This is a genomic window from Streptomyces sp. NPDC051180 (assembly GCF_040689545.1).
Classification (GTDB): domain Bacteria; phylum Actinomycetota; class Actinomycetes; order Streptomycetales; family Streptomycetaceae; genus Streptomyces.
On sequence record NZ_JBFBBC010000014.1, the window covers coordinates 135,274 to 154,367 of the forward strand.

At 69.9% G+C, this 19,094-nt stretch carries 13 protein-coding genes; 12 read left to right on the forward strand and 1 reads right to left on the reverse strand.

From position 1 onward, the window contains the following. Nucleotides 1–9: 9 nt before the first annotated feature. The gene (locus AB0424_RS24230) at nucleotides 10–2,115 is read right to left on the reverse strand and encodes a TPM domain-containing protein (protein ID WP_366308611.1); all 2,106 of its coding nucleotides are present in this window, start codon (nucleotides 2,113–2,115) and stop codon (nucleotides 10–12) included. A 129-nt stretch (nucleotides 2,116–2,244) separates the two neighbouring features. On the opposite strand from AB0424_RS24230, the gene AB0424_RS24235 reads away from it, so the two are divergent. From AB0424_RS24235 to AB0424_RS24290, 12 genes are all read left to right on the forward strand, one after another. Continuing rightward, the gene (locus tag AB0424_RS24235; protein WP_366308612.1) at nucleotides 2,245–3,264 is read left to right on the forward strand and encodes a hypothetical protein; all 1,020 of its coding nucleotides are present in this window, start codon (nucleotides 2,245–2,247) and stop codon (nucleotides 3,262–3,264) included. 92 nt (nucleotides 3,265–3,356) lie between these two features. Then, on the forward strand, nucleotides 3,357–4,235 hold the full coding sequence (locus tag AB0424_RS24240) for a transglutaminase domain-containing protein (protein ID WP_366308613.1): 879 nt from the start codon (nucleotides 3,357–3,359) through the stop codon (nucleotides 4,233–4,235). A 177-nt stretch (nucleotides 4,236–4,412) separates the two neighbouring features. Further along, complete coding sequence (locus AB0424_RS24245; RefSeq protein WP_366308614.1) at nucleotides 4,413–6,812, forward strand: ABC transporter family substrate-binding protein; 2,400 nt, start codon at nucleotides 4,413–4,415, stop codon at nucleotides 6,810–6,812. A gap of 281 nt (nucleotides 6,813–7,093) precedes the next feature. Beyond that, nucleotides 7,094–8,995, forward strand: coding sequence for a translational GTPase TypA (gene typA / locus AB0424_RS24250; protein ID WP_366308615.1), 1,902 nt, complete (start codon nucleotides 7,094–7,096; stop codon nucleotides 8,993–8,995). 479 nt (nucleotides 8,996–9,474) lie between these two features. Beyond that, nucleotides 9,475–11,115 (forward strand): ABC transporter substrate-binding protein, encoded by a 1,641-nt coding sequence (locus AB0424_RS24255; protein WP_366308616.1) that lies wholly within the window; start codon nucleotides 9,475–9,477, stop codon nucleotides 11,113–11,115. 171 nt (nucleotides 11,116–11,286) lie between these two features. Next, complete coding sequence (locus AB0424_RS24260; RefSeq protein WP_366308655.1) at nucleotides 11,287–12,219, forward strand: ABC transporter permease; 933 nt, start codon at nucleotides 11,287–11,289, stop codon at nucleotides 12,217–12,219. Then, nucleotides 12,212–13,165, forward strand: a complete 954-nt coding sequence (locus tag AB0424_RS24265; protein ID WP_366308617.1) for an ABC transporter permease — start codon at nucleotides 12,212–12,214, stop codon at nucleotides 13,163–13,165. The genes AB0424_RS24260 and AB0424_RS24265 overlap by 8 nt, the downstream gene beginning before the upstream one ends. Before the next feature lie 14 nt (nucleotides 13,166–13,179). Next, nucleotides 13,180–14,238 carry an ABC transporter ATP-binding protein gene (locus tag AB0424_RS24270; protein WP_366308618.1) on the forward strand — a complete coding sequence of 353 codons (1,059 nt, stop codon included), beginning with the start codon at nucleotides 13,180–13,182 and terminating at the stop codon, nucleotides 14,236–14,238. Beyond that, nucleotides 14,231–15,319: a dipeptide ABC transporter ATP-binding protein gene (locus AB0424_RS24275; protein WP_366308619.1), complete on the forward strand. Its 1,089-nt coding sequence runs from the start codon at nucleotides 14,231–14,233 to the stop codon at nucleotides 15,317–15,319. Before AB0424_RS24270 ends, AB0424_RS24275 begins: the two co-directional genes overlap by 8 nt. Before the next feature lie 158 nt (nucleotides 15,320–15,477). Then, nucleotides 15,478–17,106 (forward strand): ABC transporter substrate-binding protein, encoded by a 1,629-nt coding sequence (locus tag AB0424_RS24280; protein ID WP_366308620.1) that lies wholly within the window; start codon nucleotides 15,478–15,480, stop codon nucleotides 17,104–17,106. Nucleotides 17,107–17,190: 84 nt separating this feature from the next. Continuing rightward, a complete protein-coding gene (locus AB0424_RS24285; RefSeq protein WP_366308621.1) occupies nucleotides 17,191–18,114 on the forward strand; it encodes an ABC transporter permease in 924 nt (307 codons plus the stop codon). Beyond that, nucleotides 18,107–19,093, forward strand: coding sequence for an ABC transporter permease (locus tag AB0424_RS24290; RefSeq protein WP_366308622.1), 987 nt, complete (start codon nucleotides 18,107–18,109; stop codon nucleotides 19,091–19,093). The genes AB0424_RS24285 and AB0424_RS24290 overlap by 8 nt, the downstream gene beginning before the upstream one ends. Nucleotide 19,094 lies beyond the last annotated feature (1 nt).

The window sequence follows — 19,094 nt, forward strand, 5'->3', positions numbered from 1 at the left end:
GGACCGCCGTCAGAACCGGCCGCCGCCGCCCAGTCGGCCGCGCGTGCCGCTGCCGCCGAAGCTGCCCGGCCCGCCGCCGGGGCCCCCGCCCCCGAACCCCCCGCCCGAACCCCCACCGAACCCCCCGTGTCCGCCTCCCCGTCCCCCGCCGAACAGCCCGCCGAGGATGATGCCGCCGAGGACCGCGCCGCCGAGCCCGCCGCCGGCGCCTCCCCCTCCTGATACACCGCCCATGCCGTTCGGGTTCCCATAGGTGCGGACGTCCTGCTCGGCGAGGTCCTGCGCGCGGCGGGCGAGGGCGTCCGCCTGCCGGGCCTCGGCGAGAGCGGTCTGCGGGTCCCCGGCGGCGGCCAGCGCGTGCGCCTCGTTCCAGTGCCGCTGGGCCTCGGCCAGGCGCGTCCTGGCCTCGCTGCCCACCGCGCCCCGGTGCGTGGTGACGAAGTCGGAGGCCGCCCCGATCGCCGAACGGGCCGTCAGCATCGCCTGGTCGAGCAGCGCACGGGCGCGCCGGGAACCCGACTCGCGCTCCCGCGCGCCCTCCAGTGCCTCGTCGAGCGCCGTGTCGGCCTCCTCGACCCGCCGCAACGCGTCGATCGGGTCGTACCGTCCGGAGTCCACCGTCCGCCGCACCTCGGCTACCACCGACTCGGCCCGGGCGATCCGGCCCCGCAGATCGGCGGTGGACACCCCCTCGGCCGTTCCGTCCAGCAGACCGCGGGCGTCCGCGAGGTCCGCGTCGGCCTCCGAGAGCGCGCCCGGCAGCTTCCCCACCGCCTCGGCCAGCTCCTGCGCCCGCCGGTCCACGGCCTCGATCAGCCGGGCCGCCTGGTCGACGGCGCCCTCGGCCGCCCGGATGTGCACGGCGGCGCCGCCGTTGTCGCCGGCGTCGACCTGCCCGCGGGCCTGCTCGACGTGGGCCGACGCGAAGACGAGCCGGTCCTTGGCCTGTTCGGCGTCGCCGGCGACGGGGGAGGCGGCGCTCTCCGCGTACCGCTCGCGCATCGCGGTCAGCGCCGCCTCGGCCGTGCCCACCCGCCCGGTCTGCTCCCGTACGGCGGCCTCGACCGCGGCCAGCGCCTCGGGCGCGGTCCGCTCCAGGGCCCGCAGCCGGTCGAAGTCCTCGGTCTCGGCGTCGAGCCGGGCGTCCGCCTCGGCGCAGCGGCGGAGGATCTCGTCCAGCATGGCCCGGCGGGTCGAGTCGTCCTCGGGGTAGGCGTCGTCGAGCTTCTGGCGCAGCCGGAACGAGGCCGTCAGCTGCTCCTTCGCGAAGTCGACCGCCTCGGTGAAGGGGCGTACGGCCTCCTCGCCGAACTGGGCGGACGCGAAGCCCAGCTCCTCCTGGCTGGTGCGGACGGCGTCGTCGGTGGCGACCAGCGTCCGGCGCGCCCGGCCGTCGAGGTCGGCGAGCGAAGGCGGCGCGGGTTCCTGCGGCGCGCCCCAGCCCTGGCCGGCCTGCGGGGTGGTGCGGGTCCGGGCCCGCCGGCGGCGCTTGGTGTACGCGTAGGCCGCCACGGCCCCCGCGCCGCCGACGAGGACCACCGGCAGGATCAGGTCGGAGCCGGAGGTGCCGTCGTCGGCCGCCGTGCCGGGGTCGGCGGGGCCGGGGGTGAGGCTGGGGACGGGGACGGGCCGTCCGGCGAGCACGGCGTCGTAGCCGTCGGCCGCGCCGATGGCGGCGCCCGCCCAGTCGTTCTGCCGCAGGGCCGGCTCGATCGCGGTGCGGGCCACCTCGTCCAGCTGTGCCTGGGTGAGGCGGGCGTCGGGGTCGGCGGAGTAGCCGTACTGCCGGTCGTGGGTGGCGACGGCGAGGAGGAGGTCGTCGGTCCCGAGGCCGTTGCGCTCGGCGGTGGCGTCGGCCCAGCTCTGCCCCGTGCGGCCGGAGAAGTCGCGGACGTAGACGACGAAGAGCTGGATCCGCCGGTCGTCGTAGAGCCGGTCGAGGGCCTCGACGACCGAGGGGCGGCGGTCGCCGAGGGCATCCACCCGGTCGGTGATCTGCCCGTCGCGGGACAGGACGACGGGGTCGTCGGCGTGGGCACCGTGAACGGCGGGCACGAGGAGCCACCACGCCGCCACCAGTGCTGCGAGAAGGGCTCGGGTGGCTATTCGCGTCACAAGGTGGAGGTTATGTCCGGGTATGGGGTGTCGCGACCGGACGGAAACCGATCCTCGCCCCACGGCGTCACTGTCAGTGGCCGCCTCTACGGTGGTTTCCAGTGGCGTGACGACCCCGGGGGGCTCAGGTTGGACGGACGGCTGCGCAGGTGGTGGCGGAGGGGACGATGGTGGGTCCTCGGCCTCGTGCTGCTCCTCGTCGTGCCGCCGCTCTTCGGCGCCCTCGCCCTTCGCGTCAGCTACGCGGGCGACCTCAGGGACGACGCGAGGACCCGCGGCAGGGACGCCTTCTGGATCGGCCACGCCTGGGTGGACGGCCGCAGGAAGGACGCCGACCTCACGGCGCTCGCCGCCCGGCTCAAGGGCACCGGCATACGCGACCTGTACGTGCACGCCGGACCGCTGGAGCACGACGGCACCCTGCCGGCCTCGGCGTATCCCCGGGTCAAGTGGCTGGTCGACGGGGTGCACCGGACGATGCCGGGGGTACGCGTCCAGGCGTGGCTCGGCGACGTCCTGGCGACCGAGGGCCCGGTGGGGCTGCGCCTGGAGGACGCCGGATCCCGGCGGGCGGTGGTGGGCTCGGCCCGGCAGGTCCTCGACGCGGGTTTCGACGGGGTCCACTTCGACCTGGAGCCGCTGCACTCCGACGACCGGCACTACCTCTCCCTGCTCGACGACCTCGGGCGGCTGACCCGGTCCCGCAAGGTCCCGCTGTCGGTCGCCGCCCACCAGATCGACCCGCTGCCGGGCGCCCACACGGCGCTGGGCGCGGTCAGCGGCAGCGAGAAGTGGTGGTCGCAGGAGTTCTTCGGGGAGGTCGCCCGGCGCGTCGACCAGATAGCCGTCATGTCGTACGACACGTGGATGCCGCTGGAGAGCCTGTACGGCGGGTACGTCGCCCAGCAGACCAGCCTCGCCCTGGAGGTCACCCCGGAGTCGACCGACCTCCTGATGGGGCTTCCCTTCTTCCACGAGGACGACCTCGGCCACCACGAGAACGCGGAGACCGTCGCTGCGGCCGTCAGGGGCGCACGGCTGGGCCTCGGCCGGACCGACCCCGGCCGCGAGCGCTTCGGACTCGCCCTCTACGTCGACTTCGCGGCGCGCGAGGGGGACTGGGCGGCCTACCGCGAGGGCTGGCACTGAGCGGACCTCACCCCGGTCACGGGGTCTGCGGGCGGGAGAGGAGGATGGTGCCGCCGGGGCGCTCCAGCCGCCCGGCGAAGGGGGATCCAGCCATGACCAGTCGTCTTCTGATGCCGTTCCGCACCGTCGCACCCGCCCCGCACCGGGTGTTCGAGGCCGGGGACCAGGACCCGACCGCCGGGTCGGTCCGTCCCACGGCGATCCTGGACCTGGACCACCCGCGGGTCGCCGCGTTCGTGGCCCGGGTGCGGCGCGAGGCCGACGAGCGCGGGGCGGTGACCGACCGCGACCGGCTCCGGATCGCGCACGGGATGATCGTCACCTCCGTCCGGCCGGTCTACTCCGTCGAGGACCGGCGCCGGGTGTCGCGCACCCTGCGCCTCGGCCGCGGCTCGTGCAGCCAGCGGATGGCGGTCCTGGAGGCGGTCGCCCGCTCGCTCGCCGTGGAGACCCGGGTGCGTGGCCTGCTGGTGGACGGCGCCTTCTGGTACCCGCGCTTCCCGCGGCTCCGTCCGTTCGTGCCCGCGGAGGTCCTGCTGGCCTGGCCGGAGTTCCGTCTCGACGGCGCCTGGGTGCCGATAGCCGAACTGTTCGCGGCGCCCCGGGAGTCCGGACCCGACCCCGCCGGAGCCCTCGCACCGGGGACCCCCGCACCCGGGACCCCCGCACCCGGAGCCCTCGCACCCGGGACCCTCGCCGCCGGAGTCCCCGTCGGGCCGGACGCGAGCTTCACCAACTCCGGCGCGGAGACCCTGTTCGAGGCCGTCGCCCGGACCACCGTCGACTGGGACGCGCCCGCCGCCTGTGCCGGCACCGCGCCCTGCGACCTCTCCGCCCATCTCCGTACGGACCTGGGCCGCTTCACCTCGCGCGACGACCTCTTCGCCCGCCACGGCCAGACGCTGTGCCGCCCCGCCCGCACCCTCGCCGAACCGGTCCTCGGCCGCTGGAGCGCGGGCGCGACCGGCTGAGGACCGCTCCTTCCCTCCGCCGGGTGCTGTCGGCGGAGCTTGTTGCGCCGCACGAGTGGCGTTTTCCGGACGCGCCGTCGTGTCGTGCTGGCCGAATTCATTCCGTCCTTTTCAGTGGATGAGCAATAGGTGTGATCATCTCCAAATGGAATGAATACGGACGAAGGGGTACAAGTCATGTCCCAGATCGGCGCCCCTCGCGGGAGGACATGCTCCAGGAGCCCCCGCTCCCGCACGCTCCGCTCCGTCGCGACCCTCACCAGTGCCGTCCTCGCCGTCACCGTGCTCGCCGGCTGCAGCTCCGGTGACGACGCCGACGAGGCCCAGGCCGCGGCCCAGGACAACGCGCCCGCGGCGCGCGACCGGGTGGCCGACGGCGGCACCGTGCGCTGGGCCGTCGACGCGCTGCCCACCACCCTCAACACCTTCCAGGCCGACGCCGACGGCGCCACCTCGCGCATCGCGGCCGCGGTGCTCCCCTCGCTCTACACCATCGACGAGCGGGGCCGGCCTCAGCGCAACGCCGACTACCTGGAGTCGGCGCAGGTCGTCGAGACCGAGCCCAAGCAGGTCGTCCTCTACAAGCTCAACCAGCAGGCGGTGTGGAGCGACGGGCGCGAGATCGGGGCGCCCGACTTCGTCGCCCAGTGGCGTGCCCTGAGCGGCCGCGACACCGCGTACTGGACCGCCCGGAACTCCGGGTACGAGCGGATCGAGAAGATCGAGCGGGGCAAGAACGACCTGGAGGTGCGGGTCACCTTCGCCAAGCCCTACGCCGACTGGCAGTCCCTCTTCACCCCCCTGTACCCGAAGCAGGTCATGGGGTCCCCGAACTCCTTCAACGACGGGGCGCGCACCACCCTCAAGGCCACTGCAGGACCGTTCCTGCTGAAGTCGATCGACCGCGGGACCGGCGGCGTCACCCTCACCCGCAACCCCCGCTGGTGGGGTCAGTCCGCCAAGCTCGACAGCATCGTCCTCGCCGCCGTGCCCCGGGCCGACCGGGCCGCCGCCCTCGCCGCCGGCACGCTCGACCTGGCCGAGATCGACCGGTCCACCGCCGAACGGATCGCCCTCGCGCTCCGCGACGCCCGCGCCGGCCGGAACGGAGCGCAGGCGGCCCTCGCCCACGGCCCCGGATCCGGGATCACCCCCTCCAAGGCCCTGCGGTCCTGGGCCCTGGCCCATGGCTCCGACGACGACAAGGCGGAGGAGGTCACCGCCGCCCGGGCGAAGAACCAGCAGGCCATCGCCGCGTACGCGGCCGCCCAGGACACCCTCGCCAAGTACGTCGTCCGCAAGTCCCTCGAACCCGCCTACACCCAGCTGTCGCTCAACGGAGAGTCCGGACCGCTCGCCGACGAGCGGGTCCGGCGCGCGGTGGCCCGCGCCATCAACCGCCAGGAGCTGGCCGAATCCGTGCTCAAGCCGCTCGGCCTCCCCGCGAAGCCCCCCGGCAGCCACCTCGCCCTCGCCGGGCAGGCGGCGTACGCGGACAGCAGCGACGCGCTCGGCGGCCAGGACACCAAGGAGGCCCGCGCCCTCCTCGCCGACGCGGGCTGGGTCCCCGGCGGCGCGGCCAGGAAGCCCGCCGGCACCAAGGCGGGCAGCGAGGCCGAACAGAAGCAGGAGGCCGAACAGAAGAAGAAGGAGGGCACGGCCAAGGAGGACAAGGCCGGGACCGACGCCACCGGCGCCGGGAAGAGCGGCGACACCGCCTCCGACGAGGGCCTCTACATCGTCGGGGACGACAAGCCCGGCTCCCGCCTCGCCGCCGCCCCGGCCATCGGCGCGGGCGGCCCCGAGAACGGCACCGCCGTTCTCGCCCCGGCTCCCGCCGCCGCCCGCCAGAGCGCCGCGCTCCTCGCCCGCGCCGAGGCGCTCGACACCGGCACGGGCTCCGCCGCCGGGGTCGGCGCCCAGGCGGCCGCCAAGCCGGACCAGGGCATGGCCGGCGCCTACGCCCCGCGCGGCACCGCCGCCCCGGTCACCGCGCCCGACGCCGCGACCGCCCTGGGCAAGGACGGCAAGGCCCTCAGCCTCCGCTTCGTCCTGCCCTCGGGCCCCGGCTCGGAGTCGCTGCGCACGGTCGGCGACCGGATCGTCCGGATGCTCGACGCGGTCGGCATCCGCACCGAGGTGACCAAGGTCTCCGACGACAGCTTCTTCAAGGACCACGTCGCCTCCGGGGACTACGACCTCGCCCTCTACTCCTGGCCCGCCTCCGCCTTCCCGGCGACCGACGCCCGGCCGATCTTCGCCAAGCCCGAGCCCGCCTCGGACGGCTCGCTCCTGGTCGAACAGAACTACTCGCGGGTCGGCACCGACCGCATCGACCAGCTCTTCGACCAGGCGGCGGGTACGCTCGACGAGGAGGAGGCCCGCGATCTCGTGCGCCAGGCCGACGCCCGGATCTGGGCCGCGGCCGGTTCCATCCCCCTCTACCAGCGCCCCCAGCTCGTCGCCGCCAAGGCCGATCTGGTGAACGCCGGGGCCTGGGGTCTCGCCGGACCCCGCTACCAGGACATCGGCTTCAAGAAGCCCGCGTCCTCCCACGGCGCCGAACGAAACCGCTGAAACCTCCGAAACCTCCGAAACCGCAGGTCACAACCTCAGAAGCAGCTCAATTTCCTTGCCCGCCGGTGAACCCGGCGGGCAGGATCGCGTCGGCCCCTTGACCCGGTCGCACGACCCTCCCCACACCCTTGAAAACTCCCAGTAGACCCTCTCGGATCCCGGGCGGGGAAGCCCCTTGCGCGGCAGCCCCGTACCATAGGACATAGCCGTGGCGCGTCCGCCCGGCGGGCGTACGAGGAACTGACGCCGCATCCCACGATCCGAGAGAAGCGCAAGCACCCATGCCCACGCGCCACGACATCCGTAACGTCGCCATCGTCGCCCACGTCGACCATGGCAAGACGACCATCGTCGACGCCATGCTCAAGCAGGCCGGTGCCTTCGCCGCCCACCAGCAGCTCGACGACCGCATGATGGACTCGAACGACCTGGAGCGTGAGAAGGGCATCACGATCCTCGCCAAGAACACGGCGGTGAAGTATCACCCCAAGGACGGCGGGGCCCCGATCACGATCAACATCATCGACACCCCCGGCCACGCCGACTTCGGTGGCGAGGTCGAGCGCGGTCTCTCGATGGTGGACGCGGTCGTCCTCCTCGTGGACGCCTCCGAGGGTCCGCTCCCGCAGACCCGCTTCGTGCTGCGCAAGGCGCTCCAGCAGCGCAAGCCCGTCATCCTCTGCATCAACAAGACGGACCGCCCGGACTCCCGGATCGACGAGGTCGTCAACGAGACCTACGACCTCTTCCTCGACCTGGACGCGGACGAGGACCAGATCGAGTTCCCGATCGTCTACGCCTGCGGCCGTGACGGCGTCGCCTCGCTGACCAAGCCGGAGAACGGCACCGTTCCCGCGGACAGCGACAACCTGGAGCCGTTCTTCACGGCCATCCTGGAGCACGTCCCGGCCCCGGTGTACGACGAGGAGGCCCCCCTCCAGGCGCACGTCACCAACCTGGACGCCGACAACTTCCTCGGCCGCATCGCGCTGCTCCGCGTCGAGCAGGGCGAGCTGCGCAAGGGCCAGACGGTCGCGTGGATCAAGCGGGACGGCACGATCTCCAACGTCCGCATCACCGAGCTGATGATGACCGAGGCGCTCACCCGCAAGCCCGCCGAGGTCGCCGGCCCCGGTGACATCTGCGCCGTCGCCGGTATCCCCGACATCATGATCGGCGAGACCCTGGCCGACCCGGAGAACCCGATCGCGCTGCCGCTGATCACGGTCGACCAGCCGGCCATCTCCATGACCATCGGCACCAACACCTCGCCGCTCGTCGGCCGCGGCGGCACGGGCAAGGGCGCGGACGCCAAGTCCGCGGTCAAGCAGCGCAAGGTCACCGCCCGCCAGGTCAAGGACCGTCTGGACCGCGAGCTCATCGGCAACGTCTCGCTCCGCGTCCTCGACACCGAGCGCCCGGACGCCTGGGAGGTCCAGGGTCGTGGAGAGCTCGCGCTCGCCATCCTGGTCGAGCAGATGCGCCGCGAGGGCTTCGAGCTCACCATCGGCAAGCCGCAGGTCGTCACCAAGGAGGTCGACGGCAAGACGCACGAGCCCGTCGAGCGCCTCACGGTCGACGTCCCCGAGGAGCACATGGGCGCCGTCACGCAGCTCATGGGCGTCCGCAAGGGCCGCATGGACAACATGTCGAACCACGGCTCCGGCTGGGTCCGCATGGAGTTCGTCGTTCCGTCCCGTGGCCTCATCGGCTTCCGTACGGAGTTCCTGACCAACACCCGCGGTACGGGCATCGCCCACTCCATCCACGAGGGCCACGAGCCGTGGTTCGGCACGCTGACGACCCGTAACAACGGTTCGCTGGTCGCCGACCGCGCCGGTGCCGTCACCGCCTTCGCGATGACCAACCTCCAGGAGCGCGGCGTCCTGTTCACCGACCCCGGCACCGAGGTGTACGAGGGCATGATCGTCGGCGAGAACTCGCGCTCCGACGACATGGACGTGAACATCACCAAGGAGAAGAAGCTCACCAACATGCGCTCCGCCTCCGCCGACTCCTTCGAGGCGATCGTCCCGCCGCGCAAGCTGTCGCTGGAGCAGTCGCTGGAGTTCTGCCGCGACGACGAGTGCGTCGAGGTCACCCCGGAGGCCGTGCGCATCCGCAAGGTCATCCTCGACCAGAACGCGCGTGGCCGTGCGTCTTCCCGCGCCAAGAACGGCTGAGTAAGGTCGCATACGGCCGAGGACGGCGGGGTAGATCAGGGTCCTGTGATCTTCGCCGCTCCCGCCTGACGTGACGTCGGCAACAGAGCCCGGACCCCCACAGAAGCTGTGGGGGTCCGGGCTTTTCGTCAAGTCGAGTCAACTCCATTTAGTGGGCCGGGTGTCCGCATATCGGCGATCGCTCTCCGGTACGTGTGTTAACAGTCCGTTTCGGGCGTGTCTGTCTGTGCTCAGTTTGTCCGGATTTCGGTCTCTAGGGCCCTGGTGATGTTGTCAAAACGAGACCACTTAAGTGTGGTTTACAGCCCGGACGTACTTAATAGTTGGCTCCATTGAGCTCGGGTCAATGGGTCACGCACTGTGGGGAGTGCCGACTCACGAGCACACTCGGGGCACTTGAGTCCAAAGCCGTCAGGGGTGTCGGCGAAACTCGGAGTGCCCCTCTTGTAGTGACAAAGTGGACTCATGAGGAGGAACCCATGCGCGGTGCCAAGAGCGCCAAGTGGGTAACGGGCGCGATCATCGTCGCCCTTGCTGCGACCGCCTGTGGCGGGGGTAAGAGCGACGGCGGCAGTGACGCCAAGGGCGCTGTTGACCCGAACGGAATCTTCTCCATCGAGCTGGGCGAGCCTGAGAAGCCCCTGCTCACCGGCGACACGATGGAGTCCAACGGCTCCGCCGTCATGGCCGGCCTGTTCTCGACCCTGGTCGACTACAAGGCCGACGGCTCGCTGGAGATGATCAACGCCGAGTCGGTCACCACGACGGACTCGAAGACGTGGACCGTCAAGCTGAAGCCGGGCTGGACCTTCCACGACGGCACCCCGGTGACCTCCAAGTCCTACGTGGACGCGTGGAACTGGAACGCCAGCCTGAAGAACGCCCAGGGCCTCGCGTCCTGGTTCGGCGACATCAAGGGCTACGACAAGGTCCACCCCGACGCCGAGGGTGCGAAGCAGACCGCCGACAAGCTCGACGGCCTGAAGGTCGTCGACGAGAACACCTTCACCATCGAGCTCACGAAGGCCGTTCCGTACTTCGGCCACAAGCTCGCCTACATCGTCTTCGCGCCGCTGGCCGAGTCCTTCTACAAGGACCCGGTCGCCGGTGGCCAGAAGCCGGTCGGCAACGGTCCCTACAAGTTCAAGAGCTGGGACCACAAGAAGAAGATCGAGATCACCCGGTTCGACGGCTACAAGGGCCCGAACAAGGCGAAGAACGGCGGTGTGGTCTTCAAGAACTACACCACCCTCGAGGCCGCGTACGAGGACCTGAAGTCGGGCAACGTCGACGTCCTGCGTCAGATCGCGCCGAAGGACCTCCCGGTCTACCGCCAGGACCTCGGCGACCGCGCCGTGGACCAGCCGTACTCCGCGATCCAGACCATCGCCGTCGCCTTCTACTCCGACCAGTGGAAGAAGCCGAAGCAGATCGACCCGCGCGTCATCCAGGGTCTGTCCATGGCGATCGACCGTGCCACCATCACCAAGACGGTGCTGCAGGGTACGCGTGAGCCCGCGACCGGCTGGGTCGCCAAGGGTGTCCTGGGCTTCCAGGAGGACGGTGGCGCCGGCGTCACCAAGTTCGACCCGGCGAAGGCCAAGGAGCTCATCAAGGCCGGCGGCGGCGTCCCCGGCAACAAGATCTCCATCCAGTTCAACGCCGACGGTGGCCACAAGGAGTGGGTGGACGCTGTCTGCAACTCCATCACCCAGTCCACCTCCGTCCAGTGCGTCGGCGACGGCAAGCCGGACTTCCAGGCCGACCTGACCGCTCGCAAGACCAAGCAGGTCAAGTCGCTCTACCGTTCCGGCTGGGTGCTCGACTACCCGGTGAACGCCAACTTCATCTCGGACCTGTTCCGCACGGGTGCGGCCGGCAACCAGGGCGACTTCTCCAACAAGGAGCTGGACGCCAAGATCGCCAAGGCTGACTCCGCCGCCACGCTGGACGAGTCGGTCAAGCAGTTCCAGGCCATCGAGAAGGACCTGGTCAACTACATGCCGTCCATCCCGCTCTGGTACTACAAGGTCAACGCGGGCTACTCCGAGAAGGTTTCGGGCGTGGCTTACGGTCAGGACGGCGACCCGATCCTGACCGGCGTCGAGGTCAAGAAGTAACCAACCGAGCGTAGTCCGCACGCCGTCACGGGACTGACGGATCGTCAGTCCCGTTTCGGTGCCTTACGCAGTGGCTGGGGGGCCCTTCCACGACATAGCCCTGCCCGGAAACGGGCATGCTGTCGAGGGAGGGCCCGTCGGTTGCCGCTGTCACATCTCAACGGAGGCATGATGGGGCGTTATGTCGCACGACGACTGCTCCAGATGATCCCGGTTTTCCTCGGGACGACCCTGCTGATCTTCCTCATGGTGCACAGCCTGCCCGGTGACCCCGTGCTGGCGATGTTCGGCGACAAGGGCGCCGACCCGGCGACTCTCGCCGCGAAGCGCCATGAGCTCGGTCTCGACAAGCCGGAATGGCAGCAGTACTTCTTCTATATGCGGGACATGATCCTGCACCTGGACTTCGGTACCCAGATCCGCAACGGACTGCCGGTCACCGAGGTGCTGGGCGACGCGTTCCCCATCACGCTCCAGCTGGCCGCCCTGGCGTTCGCCATCGAGCTGATCTTCGGCATCGGCCTGGGCATCATCGGCGGCCTGCGTGCCGGCCGCATCGCGGACAACCTGATCCTGATCTTCACCCTGCTGATCATCTCGATCCCGGTGTTCGTGCTCGGCTACATCATCAAGATGGTCTTCGCCTTCAACCTGGGCTGGATCGACCCGAACGTCAGCACCGAGCCGCAGCTGAGCGAGATGCTCGCTCCCGCCATCGTGCTCGGCGGTCTCTCCCTTGCCTATGTGGCGCGCCTCACGCGCACCTCGATGGCGGAGAACCTGCGCGCCGACTACATGCGCACGGCCGTCGCCAAGGGCCTGCCGCGCCGCCGGGTCATCGGTGTCCACCTGATGCGCAACTCGATGATCCCCGTGGTCACCTTCCTCGGCACCGACATCGGCGCCCTGATGGGCGGCGCGGTCGTCACCGAGGCCATCTTCAACATCAAGGGAATCGGCGGCGTCATCGCCGAGTCGATCTCCCGTCGTGAAGGTGCCACCCTGGTCGGCCTGGTCACCATCCTGGTGATCGTCTACCTCGTCACCAGCCTGCTCATCGACCTGCTGTACGCGGTCCTGGACCCGAGGATCCGGTATGCCTGACGTGACCAAGACCGCCACCGCAGTCGAGGACGCCGTCGCCACCCCCTCGGTGGACGCGTCCGCTCCGGCGGCGAAGCAGGAGAAGGCCCGCAGCCTCTGGGGCGACGCCTGGGCCGATCTCCGCCGCAACCCGTACTTCATCGTCTCGTCGGTGCTGATCGCGCTGCTGCTGCTGATCTCGGCGTGGCCGACCCTCTTCACCAGCGCGTCCCCGACCGCCGGTGACCTGGTCCACCACTTCCTCAGCAAGCCGGAGCTGGGCAGCATCGGCTCGCCGGAGTGGCTGGGCTACGACCAGCAGGGCCGCTCCGTCTACGCCCGACTGATCCACGGCACCCGCGCCTCGATCATCGTCGGCGTCTGCGTCACCGCGATCGTCACGATCGTCGGCGGCGTGATGGGCATGATCGCCGGTTACTTCGGCGGCATCGTCGACGCGATCCTGTCCCGCGTCACCGACGTCTTCTTCGGCATCCCGTTCCTGCTCGGCGCCATGGTCGTCCTGCAGTCGTTCGTCGAGCGGACCGTCTGGGTCGTCGTCTTCGCCCTCGCGTTCCTCGGCTGGACCCAGATCACCCGCGTCATGCGCGGTGCCGTGATCACGGTCAAGCAGGCCGACTACGTCCACGCGGCGAAGGCGCTCGGCGCCGGCACGACCCGGATCCTCTTCCGGCACATCCTGCCGAACGCCATGGCCCCGGTCATCGTCGTCGCGACCATCGCGCTCGGCGGCTACATCTCCGCCGAGGCGACCCTGTCCTTCCTCGGTCTGGGCCTCGCCGCCCCGACCGTCTCGTGGGGCGTCGACATCTCCGCCGGTGTCGCACAGATCCGAGTGGCCCCGCACGTCCTGCTCTGGCCCTCGATCATGCTGAGCCTCACCGTTCTGGCGTTCATCATGCTCGGCGAAGCCGTCCGCAACGCCCTCGACCCCAAGCTGCGCTGAGGAGGGCGTAAAAGATGAGCATCATCGACAAGACCGCGGCCGTCCCCGCGCCGCGCGGCGGCTCCGACCACAACGGTCCGCTGCTCGAAGTCCGCGACCTGCACGTGGAGTTCCACACCCGTGACGGTGTGGCCAAGGCGGTCAACGGCGTCAACTACTCGGTGGACGCCGGCGAGACCCTCGCCGTCCTCGGCGAGTCCGGCTCCGGCAAGTCCGTCACCGCGCAGGCCGTCATGGGCATCCTCGACATGCCGCCGGGCAAGATCCCGCAGGGCGAGATCCTGTTCCGCGGCGAGGACATGCTGAAGATGTCCGAGGAGGAGCGCCGGAAGATCCGCGGCCGGAAGATCGCCATGATCTTCCAGGACGCGCTCTCCTCCCTCAACCCGGTCCTCAGCGTCGGCTACCAGCTCGGCGAGATGTTCCGGGTGCACCACGGCATGTCCAAGAAGGACGCCACGGTCAAGGCCATCGAGCTGATGGACCGGGTGAAGATCCCCGCCGCCAAGGCGCGGGTCTCCGACTACCCGCACCAGTTCTCCGGCGGTATGCGCCAGCGCATCATGATCGCCATGGCGCTCGCCCTGGAGCCGGACCTGATCATCGCCGACGAGCCCACCACGGCTCTCGACGTGACCGTCCAGGCCCAGGTCATGGACCTCCTCGCGGAGCTCCAGCAGGAATACAACATGGGCCTGATCCTGATCACCCACGACCTCGGCGTCGTCGCCGACGTCGCGGACAAGATCGCCGTGATGTACGCCGGCCGGATCGTCGAGCAGGCGCCGGTGCACGAGCTGTACAAGCGTCCGGCCCACCCGTACACCCGCGGTCTGCTGGACTCGATCCCGCGCCTGGACCAGAAGGGCCAGGAGCTCTACGCGATCAAGGGCCTGCCGCCCAACCTGCTCAAGGTGCCCACCGGCTGCGCCTTCAACCCGCGCTGCCCCAAGGCGGACGACATCTGCCGCACGGAGATCCCGGCCCTGGTGCCGATCACCGAGCAGAACGGCGCGGACCTCCCGGGCCGCAAGAGCGCCTGCCACTTCTGGAAGGAGACGATCCATGGCTGACCTCAGCAAGAACGACGAGGCCGTGGCCGCCGCCCTCGACGCCCCTGTGGGCCGTGGCGAGCCGATCCTCCAGGTGCGCAACCTGCAGAAGCACTTCCCGCTGACGCAGGGCATCCTCTTCAAGAAGCAGGTCGGCGCGGTCAAGGCCGTGGACGGGGTCTCCTTCGACCTCTTCCAGGGCGAGACCCTCGGCATCGTGGGCGAGTCCGGCTGTGGCAAGTCCACGGTCGCCAAGCTCCTGATGAACCTGGAGCGGGCCACCGCCGGCGAGGTCTTCTACAAGGGCCAGGACATCACCAAGCTGTCCGGGCGCGCGCTGAAGGCGGTCCGCCGCAACATCCAGATGGTGTTCCAGGACCCGTACACCTCGCTGAACCCGCGCATGACGGTCGGCGACATCATCGGCGAGCCCTTCGACATCCACCCCGAGGTGGCCCCGAAGGGCGACCGGCGCCGCAAGGTGCAGGAGCTGCTCGACGTCGTCGGTCTGAACCCGGAGTACATCAACCGGTACCCGCACCAGTTCTCCGGCGGTCAGCGCCAGCGCATCGGCATCGCCCGCGGCCTCGCGCTGAACCCCGAGATCATCATCTGCGACGAGCCGGTCTCGGCCCTGGACGTCTCCGTCCAGGCACAGGTCATCAACCTGATGGGGAAGCTCCAGGACGAGTTCAACCTCTCCTACCTCTTCATCGCGCACGACCTGTCGATCGTCCGGCACATCTCGGACCGCGTCGGCGTCATGTACCTCGGCAAGATGGCCGAGATCGGTACGGACGAGGAGATCTACGAGCACCCGACGCACCCGTACACCCAGGCGCTGCTCTCCGCGGTGCCGGTGCCGGACCCGGAGGCCCGCGCGCACCGCGAGCGGATCATCCTCACCGGTGACGTCCCCTCGCCGGCCAACCCGCCGTCGGGCTGCAGCTTCCGCACCCGGTGCTGGAAGGCGCAGGAGCGCTGCTCGCAGGAGGTTCCGCTGCTCGCGGTGCCGGCGCGCTTCCAGGGGCTCGACACCCCGGCCGCCCACTCGTCGGCGTGCCACTTCGCCGAGGAGAAGAACGTCGTCGGAGCGCACTGACCCATCGCGCGCATGACAGAGGGGCGCCCCCGGTCCACCAGGACCGGGGGCGCCCTCCGTCGTGGCGGCCGCCGTCCGGGTGCCTTGAAAGTGCATGACCGTCAGTATCGGGTGATATTGGGGCCTAAGTGAGACTTAGGACATACGGGAGGCACTCCATGCGCGGAGCCACGCACGCCAAGTGGGCCGCTCTGGCCACCGCCGTCGCCCTCGCGGCGACCGCCTGCGGTGGCGGTGACGACAGCGGCGGCGGCGGAGGTGCCGACGGCATCGTGAGTTCCTCGTGGGGCGACCCGCAGAACCCGCTGGAGCCCGCGAACACGAACGAGGTCCAGGGCGGCAAGGTCCTCTCCATGATCTTCCGGGGACTCAAGCAGTACGACCCCAAGACCGGCGAGGCCAAGGACATGCTCGCCCAGAGCATCGAGACCACCGACTCGACCAACTTCACCATCACGGTCAAGGACGGCTGGACCTTCTCCAACGGCGAGAAGGTCACCGCCAAGTCGTTCGTCGACGCCTGGAACTACGGCGCCCAACTGAAGAACAACCAGAAGAACGCCTACTTCTTCGGCCAGATCGAGGGGTACGACCAGGTCCACCCCGAGAAGGGCGAGCCGACCGCCGAGACCATGTCCGGCCTCAAGGTGACCGGCCCCCAGACCTTCACGGTCAAGCTCACCCAGAAGTTCTCCACCTGGCCCATCACCCTCGGCTACGCGGCCTTCGCACCGCTGCCCCAGGCGTTCTTCACCGACCACGCCGCCTGGCTCTCCAAGCCCATCGGCAACGGCCCGTACACCGTCGACTCGTACTCCAAGGGCTCCCAGATGGCCCTCAAGCGGTGGGACGCCTACCCCGGCACCGACAAGGCCCAGAACGGCGGCATCACCCTCAAGGTCTACACCGACAACAACACCGCCTACACCGACCTGACGGCCGGCAACCTCGACCTCGTCGACGACGTGCCCGCCTCCCAGCTGAAGAACGTCTCCGCCGACCTCGGCGACCGGTACATCAACGTCCCCGCCGGCATCATCCAGACGCTGTCCTTCCCGTTCTACGACCCGGCCTGGAACAAGCCCGGACAGGAGAAGCTCCGGCAGGGCCTCTCCATGGCGATCAACCGCGACCAGATCACCGAGACGATCTTCCAGAAGACCCGCACCCCCGCCGTCGACTGGACCTCTCCCGTCCTCGGCGAGGACGGCGGCTTCAAGGACGTCTGCGGCGACTTCTGCAAGTACGACGCCGCCCAGGCCAAGAAGCTCGTCGCCGAGGGCGGCGGCATCCCCGGCGGCACGATGACGATCTCGTACAACGCCGACACCGGCTCCCACAAGGAGTGGGTGGACGCCGTCTGCAACTCCATCAACAACGCCCTCGGCAACAACCGGGCGTGCGTCGGCAACCCGGTCGGCACCTTCGCCGACTTCCGCAGCCAGGTCAGCACGCAGAAGATGAAGGGCCCCTTCCGCGCCGGCTGGCAGATGGACTACCCGCTCATCCAGAACTTCCTGCAGCCGCTGTACTACACCAACGCCTCGTCGAACGACGGGAAGTACTCCGACCCGGAGTTCGACAAGCTGGTCGACCAGGCCAACGCCGAGTCCGACATCGCCAAGGCCGTGGGGATCTTCCAGCAGGCCGAGGGCGTACTCCGCGACGACATGGGCGCCATCCCGCTCTGGTACCAGAACGGCAGCGCGGGCTACTCCGAGCGCGTCTCCAACGTGACCCTGAACCCCTTCAGCGTCCCCGTCTACGACCAGATCAAGGTCAACTGACGCAGCTCGTCGTCGTACGGCCCGGCCTGGCGATTCGCGCGCGAGCCGGGCCGTACGCCTTCCCCACACCCCCCGGAGCCCCTCATGGGACGTTATGTGATCCGGCGTCTGCTGCAGATGATCCCGGTCTTCATCGGCGCCACCCTGCTGATCTTCCTGATGGTCAACGTCATGGGCGACCCCATCGCCGGTCTCTGCGGCGACCGCGCCTGCGACCCGGCGACCGCCGCCCAGCTGGAGAAGGAGTTCGGCCTCGACAAGCCCGTGTGGCAGCAGTACCTGATCTACATGGGGAACCTGTTCACCGGGGACTTCGGCACCGCCTTCAACGGCCAGCCGGTGACCGAGCTGATGGCGAACGCCTTCCCCGTGACCATCCGCCTCACCATCGTCGCGATCCTCTTCGAGATCGTCATCGGCATCAGCCTCGGCGTGCTGACCGGACTGAAGCGCGGACGGCCCGTCGACAGCACCGTGCTGGTGCTCACCCTCGTCGTCCTCTCCATCCCGACCTTCGTCACCGGCCTCCTCCTCCAGCTGCTGCTGGGCGTGGAGTGGGGATGGATCAAGCCCGCCGTCTCGCCGGAGGCCCCCTTCAGCGAGCTGATCGTCCCCGGCCTCGTCCTCGCCTCGGTCTCCCTCGCGTACGTCACCCGGCTCACCCGGACCTCGATCGCGGAGAACAAGCGCGCCGACTACGTCCGCACCGCCGTCGCCAAGGGTCTGCCGCGCCGCCGGGTCGTCACCCGCCACCTGCTGCGCAACTCGCTCATCCCGGTGGTCACCTTCATCGGCGCCGACATCGGCGCCCTGATGGGCGGCGCCATCGCCACCGAGCGGATCTTCAACATCCACGGGGTCGGCTACCAGCTCTACCAGGGCATCGTGCGCCAGAACACCCAGACCGTCGTCGGCTTCGTGACCGTCCTCGTCCTGGTGTTCCTCCTGGCCAACCTCCTCGTCGACCTCTTGTACGCCGTCCTTGACCCGAGGATCCGCTATGCCTGAGCCCCTTGAGCCGTTCGACCACGGACGCGCCATCGACCACACCGGAGCGGGTGGGCCCACGGACCTCGCCATGGAAGAGGGCGAGTCGCTGGAGAAGACCCCGGGCGGACCCCTCGGCACCGGCCCCACCGGCAAGCCCCGCTCGCTGTGGTCCGACGCCTGGCACGACCTGCGGCGCAACCCCGTCTTCATCATCTCCAGCCTGATCATCCTCTTCCTGGTGATCATCGCGATCTGGCCCCAGCTGATCGCCAGCGGCGACCCGCTCCAGTGCGACCTGTCCAAGGCCCAGGAAGGCTCCCAGCCGGGCCACCCGTTCGGCTTCAACGGCCAGGGCTGCGACGTCTACACGCGCACGGTCTACGGGGCCAGGGCCTCCGTCCAGGTCGGCGTGTTCGCCACGCTCGGAGTGGCGATCATCGGCTCCCTCTTCGGCGGCCTCGCCGGCTTCTTCGGCGGCGGCTGGGACGGCGTCCTCTCCCGGGTCACCGACGTCTTCTTCGCCATCCCCGTGATCCTCGGCGGCCTGGTCCTGCTCTCCGTCGTCACCAGCGCCACCGTCTGGCCCGTCATCGGCTTCATGGTCCTCCTCGGCTGGCCCCAGATCGCCCGCATCGCCCGCGGCTCGGTCATCACCGCCAAGCAGAACGACTACGTCCAGGCCGCGCGGGCGCTCGGCGCCTCCAACTCCCGGATGCTGCTGCGCCACATCACCCCGAACGCCCTCGCGCCGGTGATCGTCGTCGCGACCATCGCCCTCGGCACGTACATCTCCCTGGAGGCGACCCTGTCCTTCCTCGGAGTGGGCCTCAAGCCGCCGACCGTCTCCTGGGGCATCGACATCTCCTCGGCCTCGCAGTACATCCGCAACGCCCCGCACATGCTGCTGTGGCCGGCCGGCGCGCTCGCCGTCACCGTGCTCGCCTTCATCATGCTCGGCGACGCCGTCCGCGACGCCCTCGACCCGAAGCTGAGGTAGG

Bases quoted from the DNA above. Each gene is read 5' to 3' on its own strand.
- AB0424_RS24290 (WP_366308622.1), top strand. From the start codon at position 18,107: ATGCCTGAGCCCCTTGAGCCGTTCGACCACGGACGCGCCATCGACCAC.
- AB0424_RS24260 (WP_366308655.1), top strand. From the start codon at position 11,287: ATGGGGCGTTATGTCGCACGACGACTGCTCCAGATGATCCCGGTTTTC.
- AB0424_RS24280 (WP_366308620.1), top strand. From the start codon at position 15,478: ATGCGCGGAGCCACGCACGCCAAGTGGGCCGCTCTGGCCACCGCCGTC.
- typA (WP_366308615.1), top strand. From the start codon at position 7,094: ATGCCCACGCGCCACGACATCCGTAACGTCGCCATCGTCGCCCACGTC.
- AB0424_RS24270 (WP_366308618.1), top strand. From the start codon at position 13,180: ATGAGCATCATCGACAAGACCGCGGCCGTCCCCGCGCCGCGCGGCGGC.
- AB0424_RS24245 (WP_366308614.1), top strand. From the start codon at position 4,413: ATGTCCCAGATCGGCGCCCCTCGCGGGAGGACATGCTCCAGGAGCCCC.
- AB0424_RS24285 (WP_366308621.1), top strand. From the start codon at position 17,191: ATGGGACGTTATGTGATCCGGCGTCTGCTGCAGATGATCCCGGTCTTC.
- AB0424_RS24255 (WP_366308616.1), top strand. From the start codon at position 9,475: ATGCGCGGTGCCAAGAGCGCCAAGTGGGTAACGGGCGCGATCATCGTC.
- AB0424_RS24275 (WP_366308619.1), top strand. From the start codon at position 14,231: ATGGCTGACCTCAGCAAGAACGACGAGGCCGTGGCCGCCGCCCTCGAC.
- AB0424_RS24240 (WP_366308613.1), top strand. From the start codon at position 3,357: ATGACCAGTCGTCTTCTGATGCCGTTCCGCACCGTCGCACCCGCCCCG.
- AB0424_RS24265 (WP_366308617.1), top strand. From the start codon at position 12,212: ATGCCTGACGTGACCAAGACCGCCACCGCAGTCGAGGACGCCGTCGCC.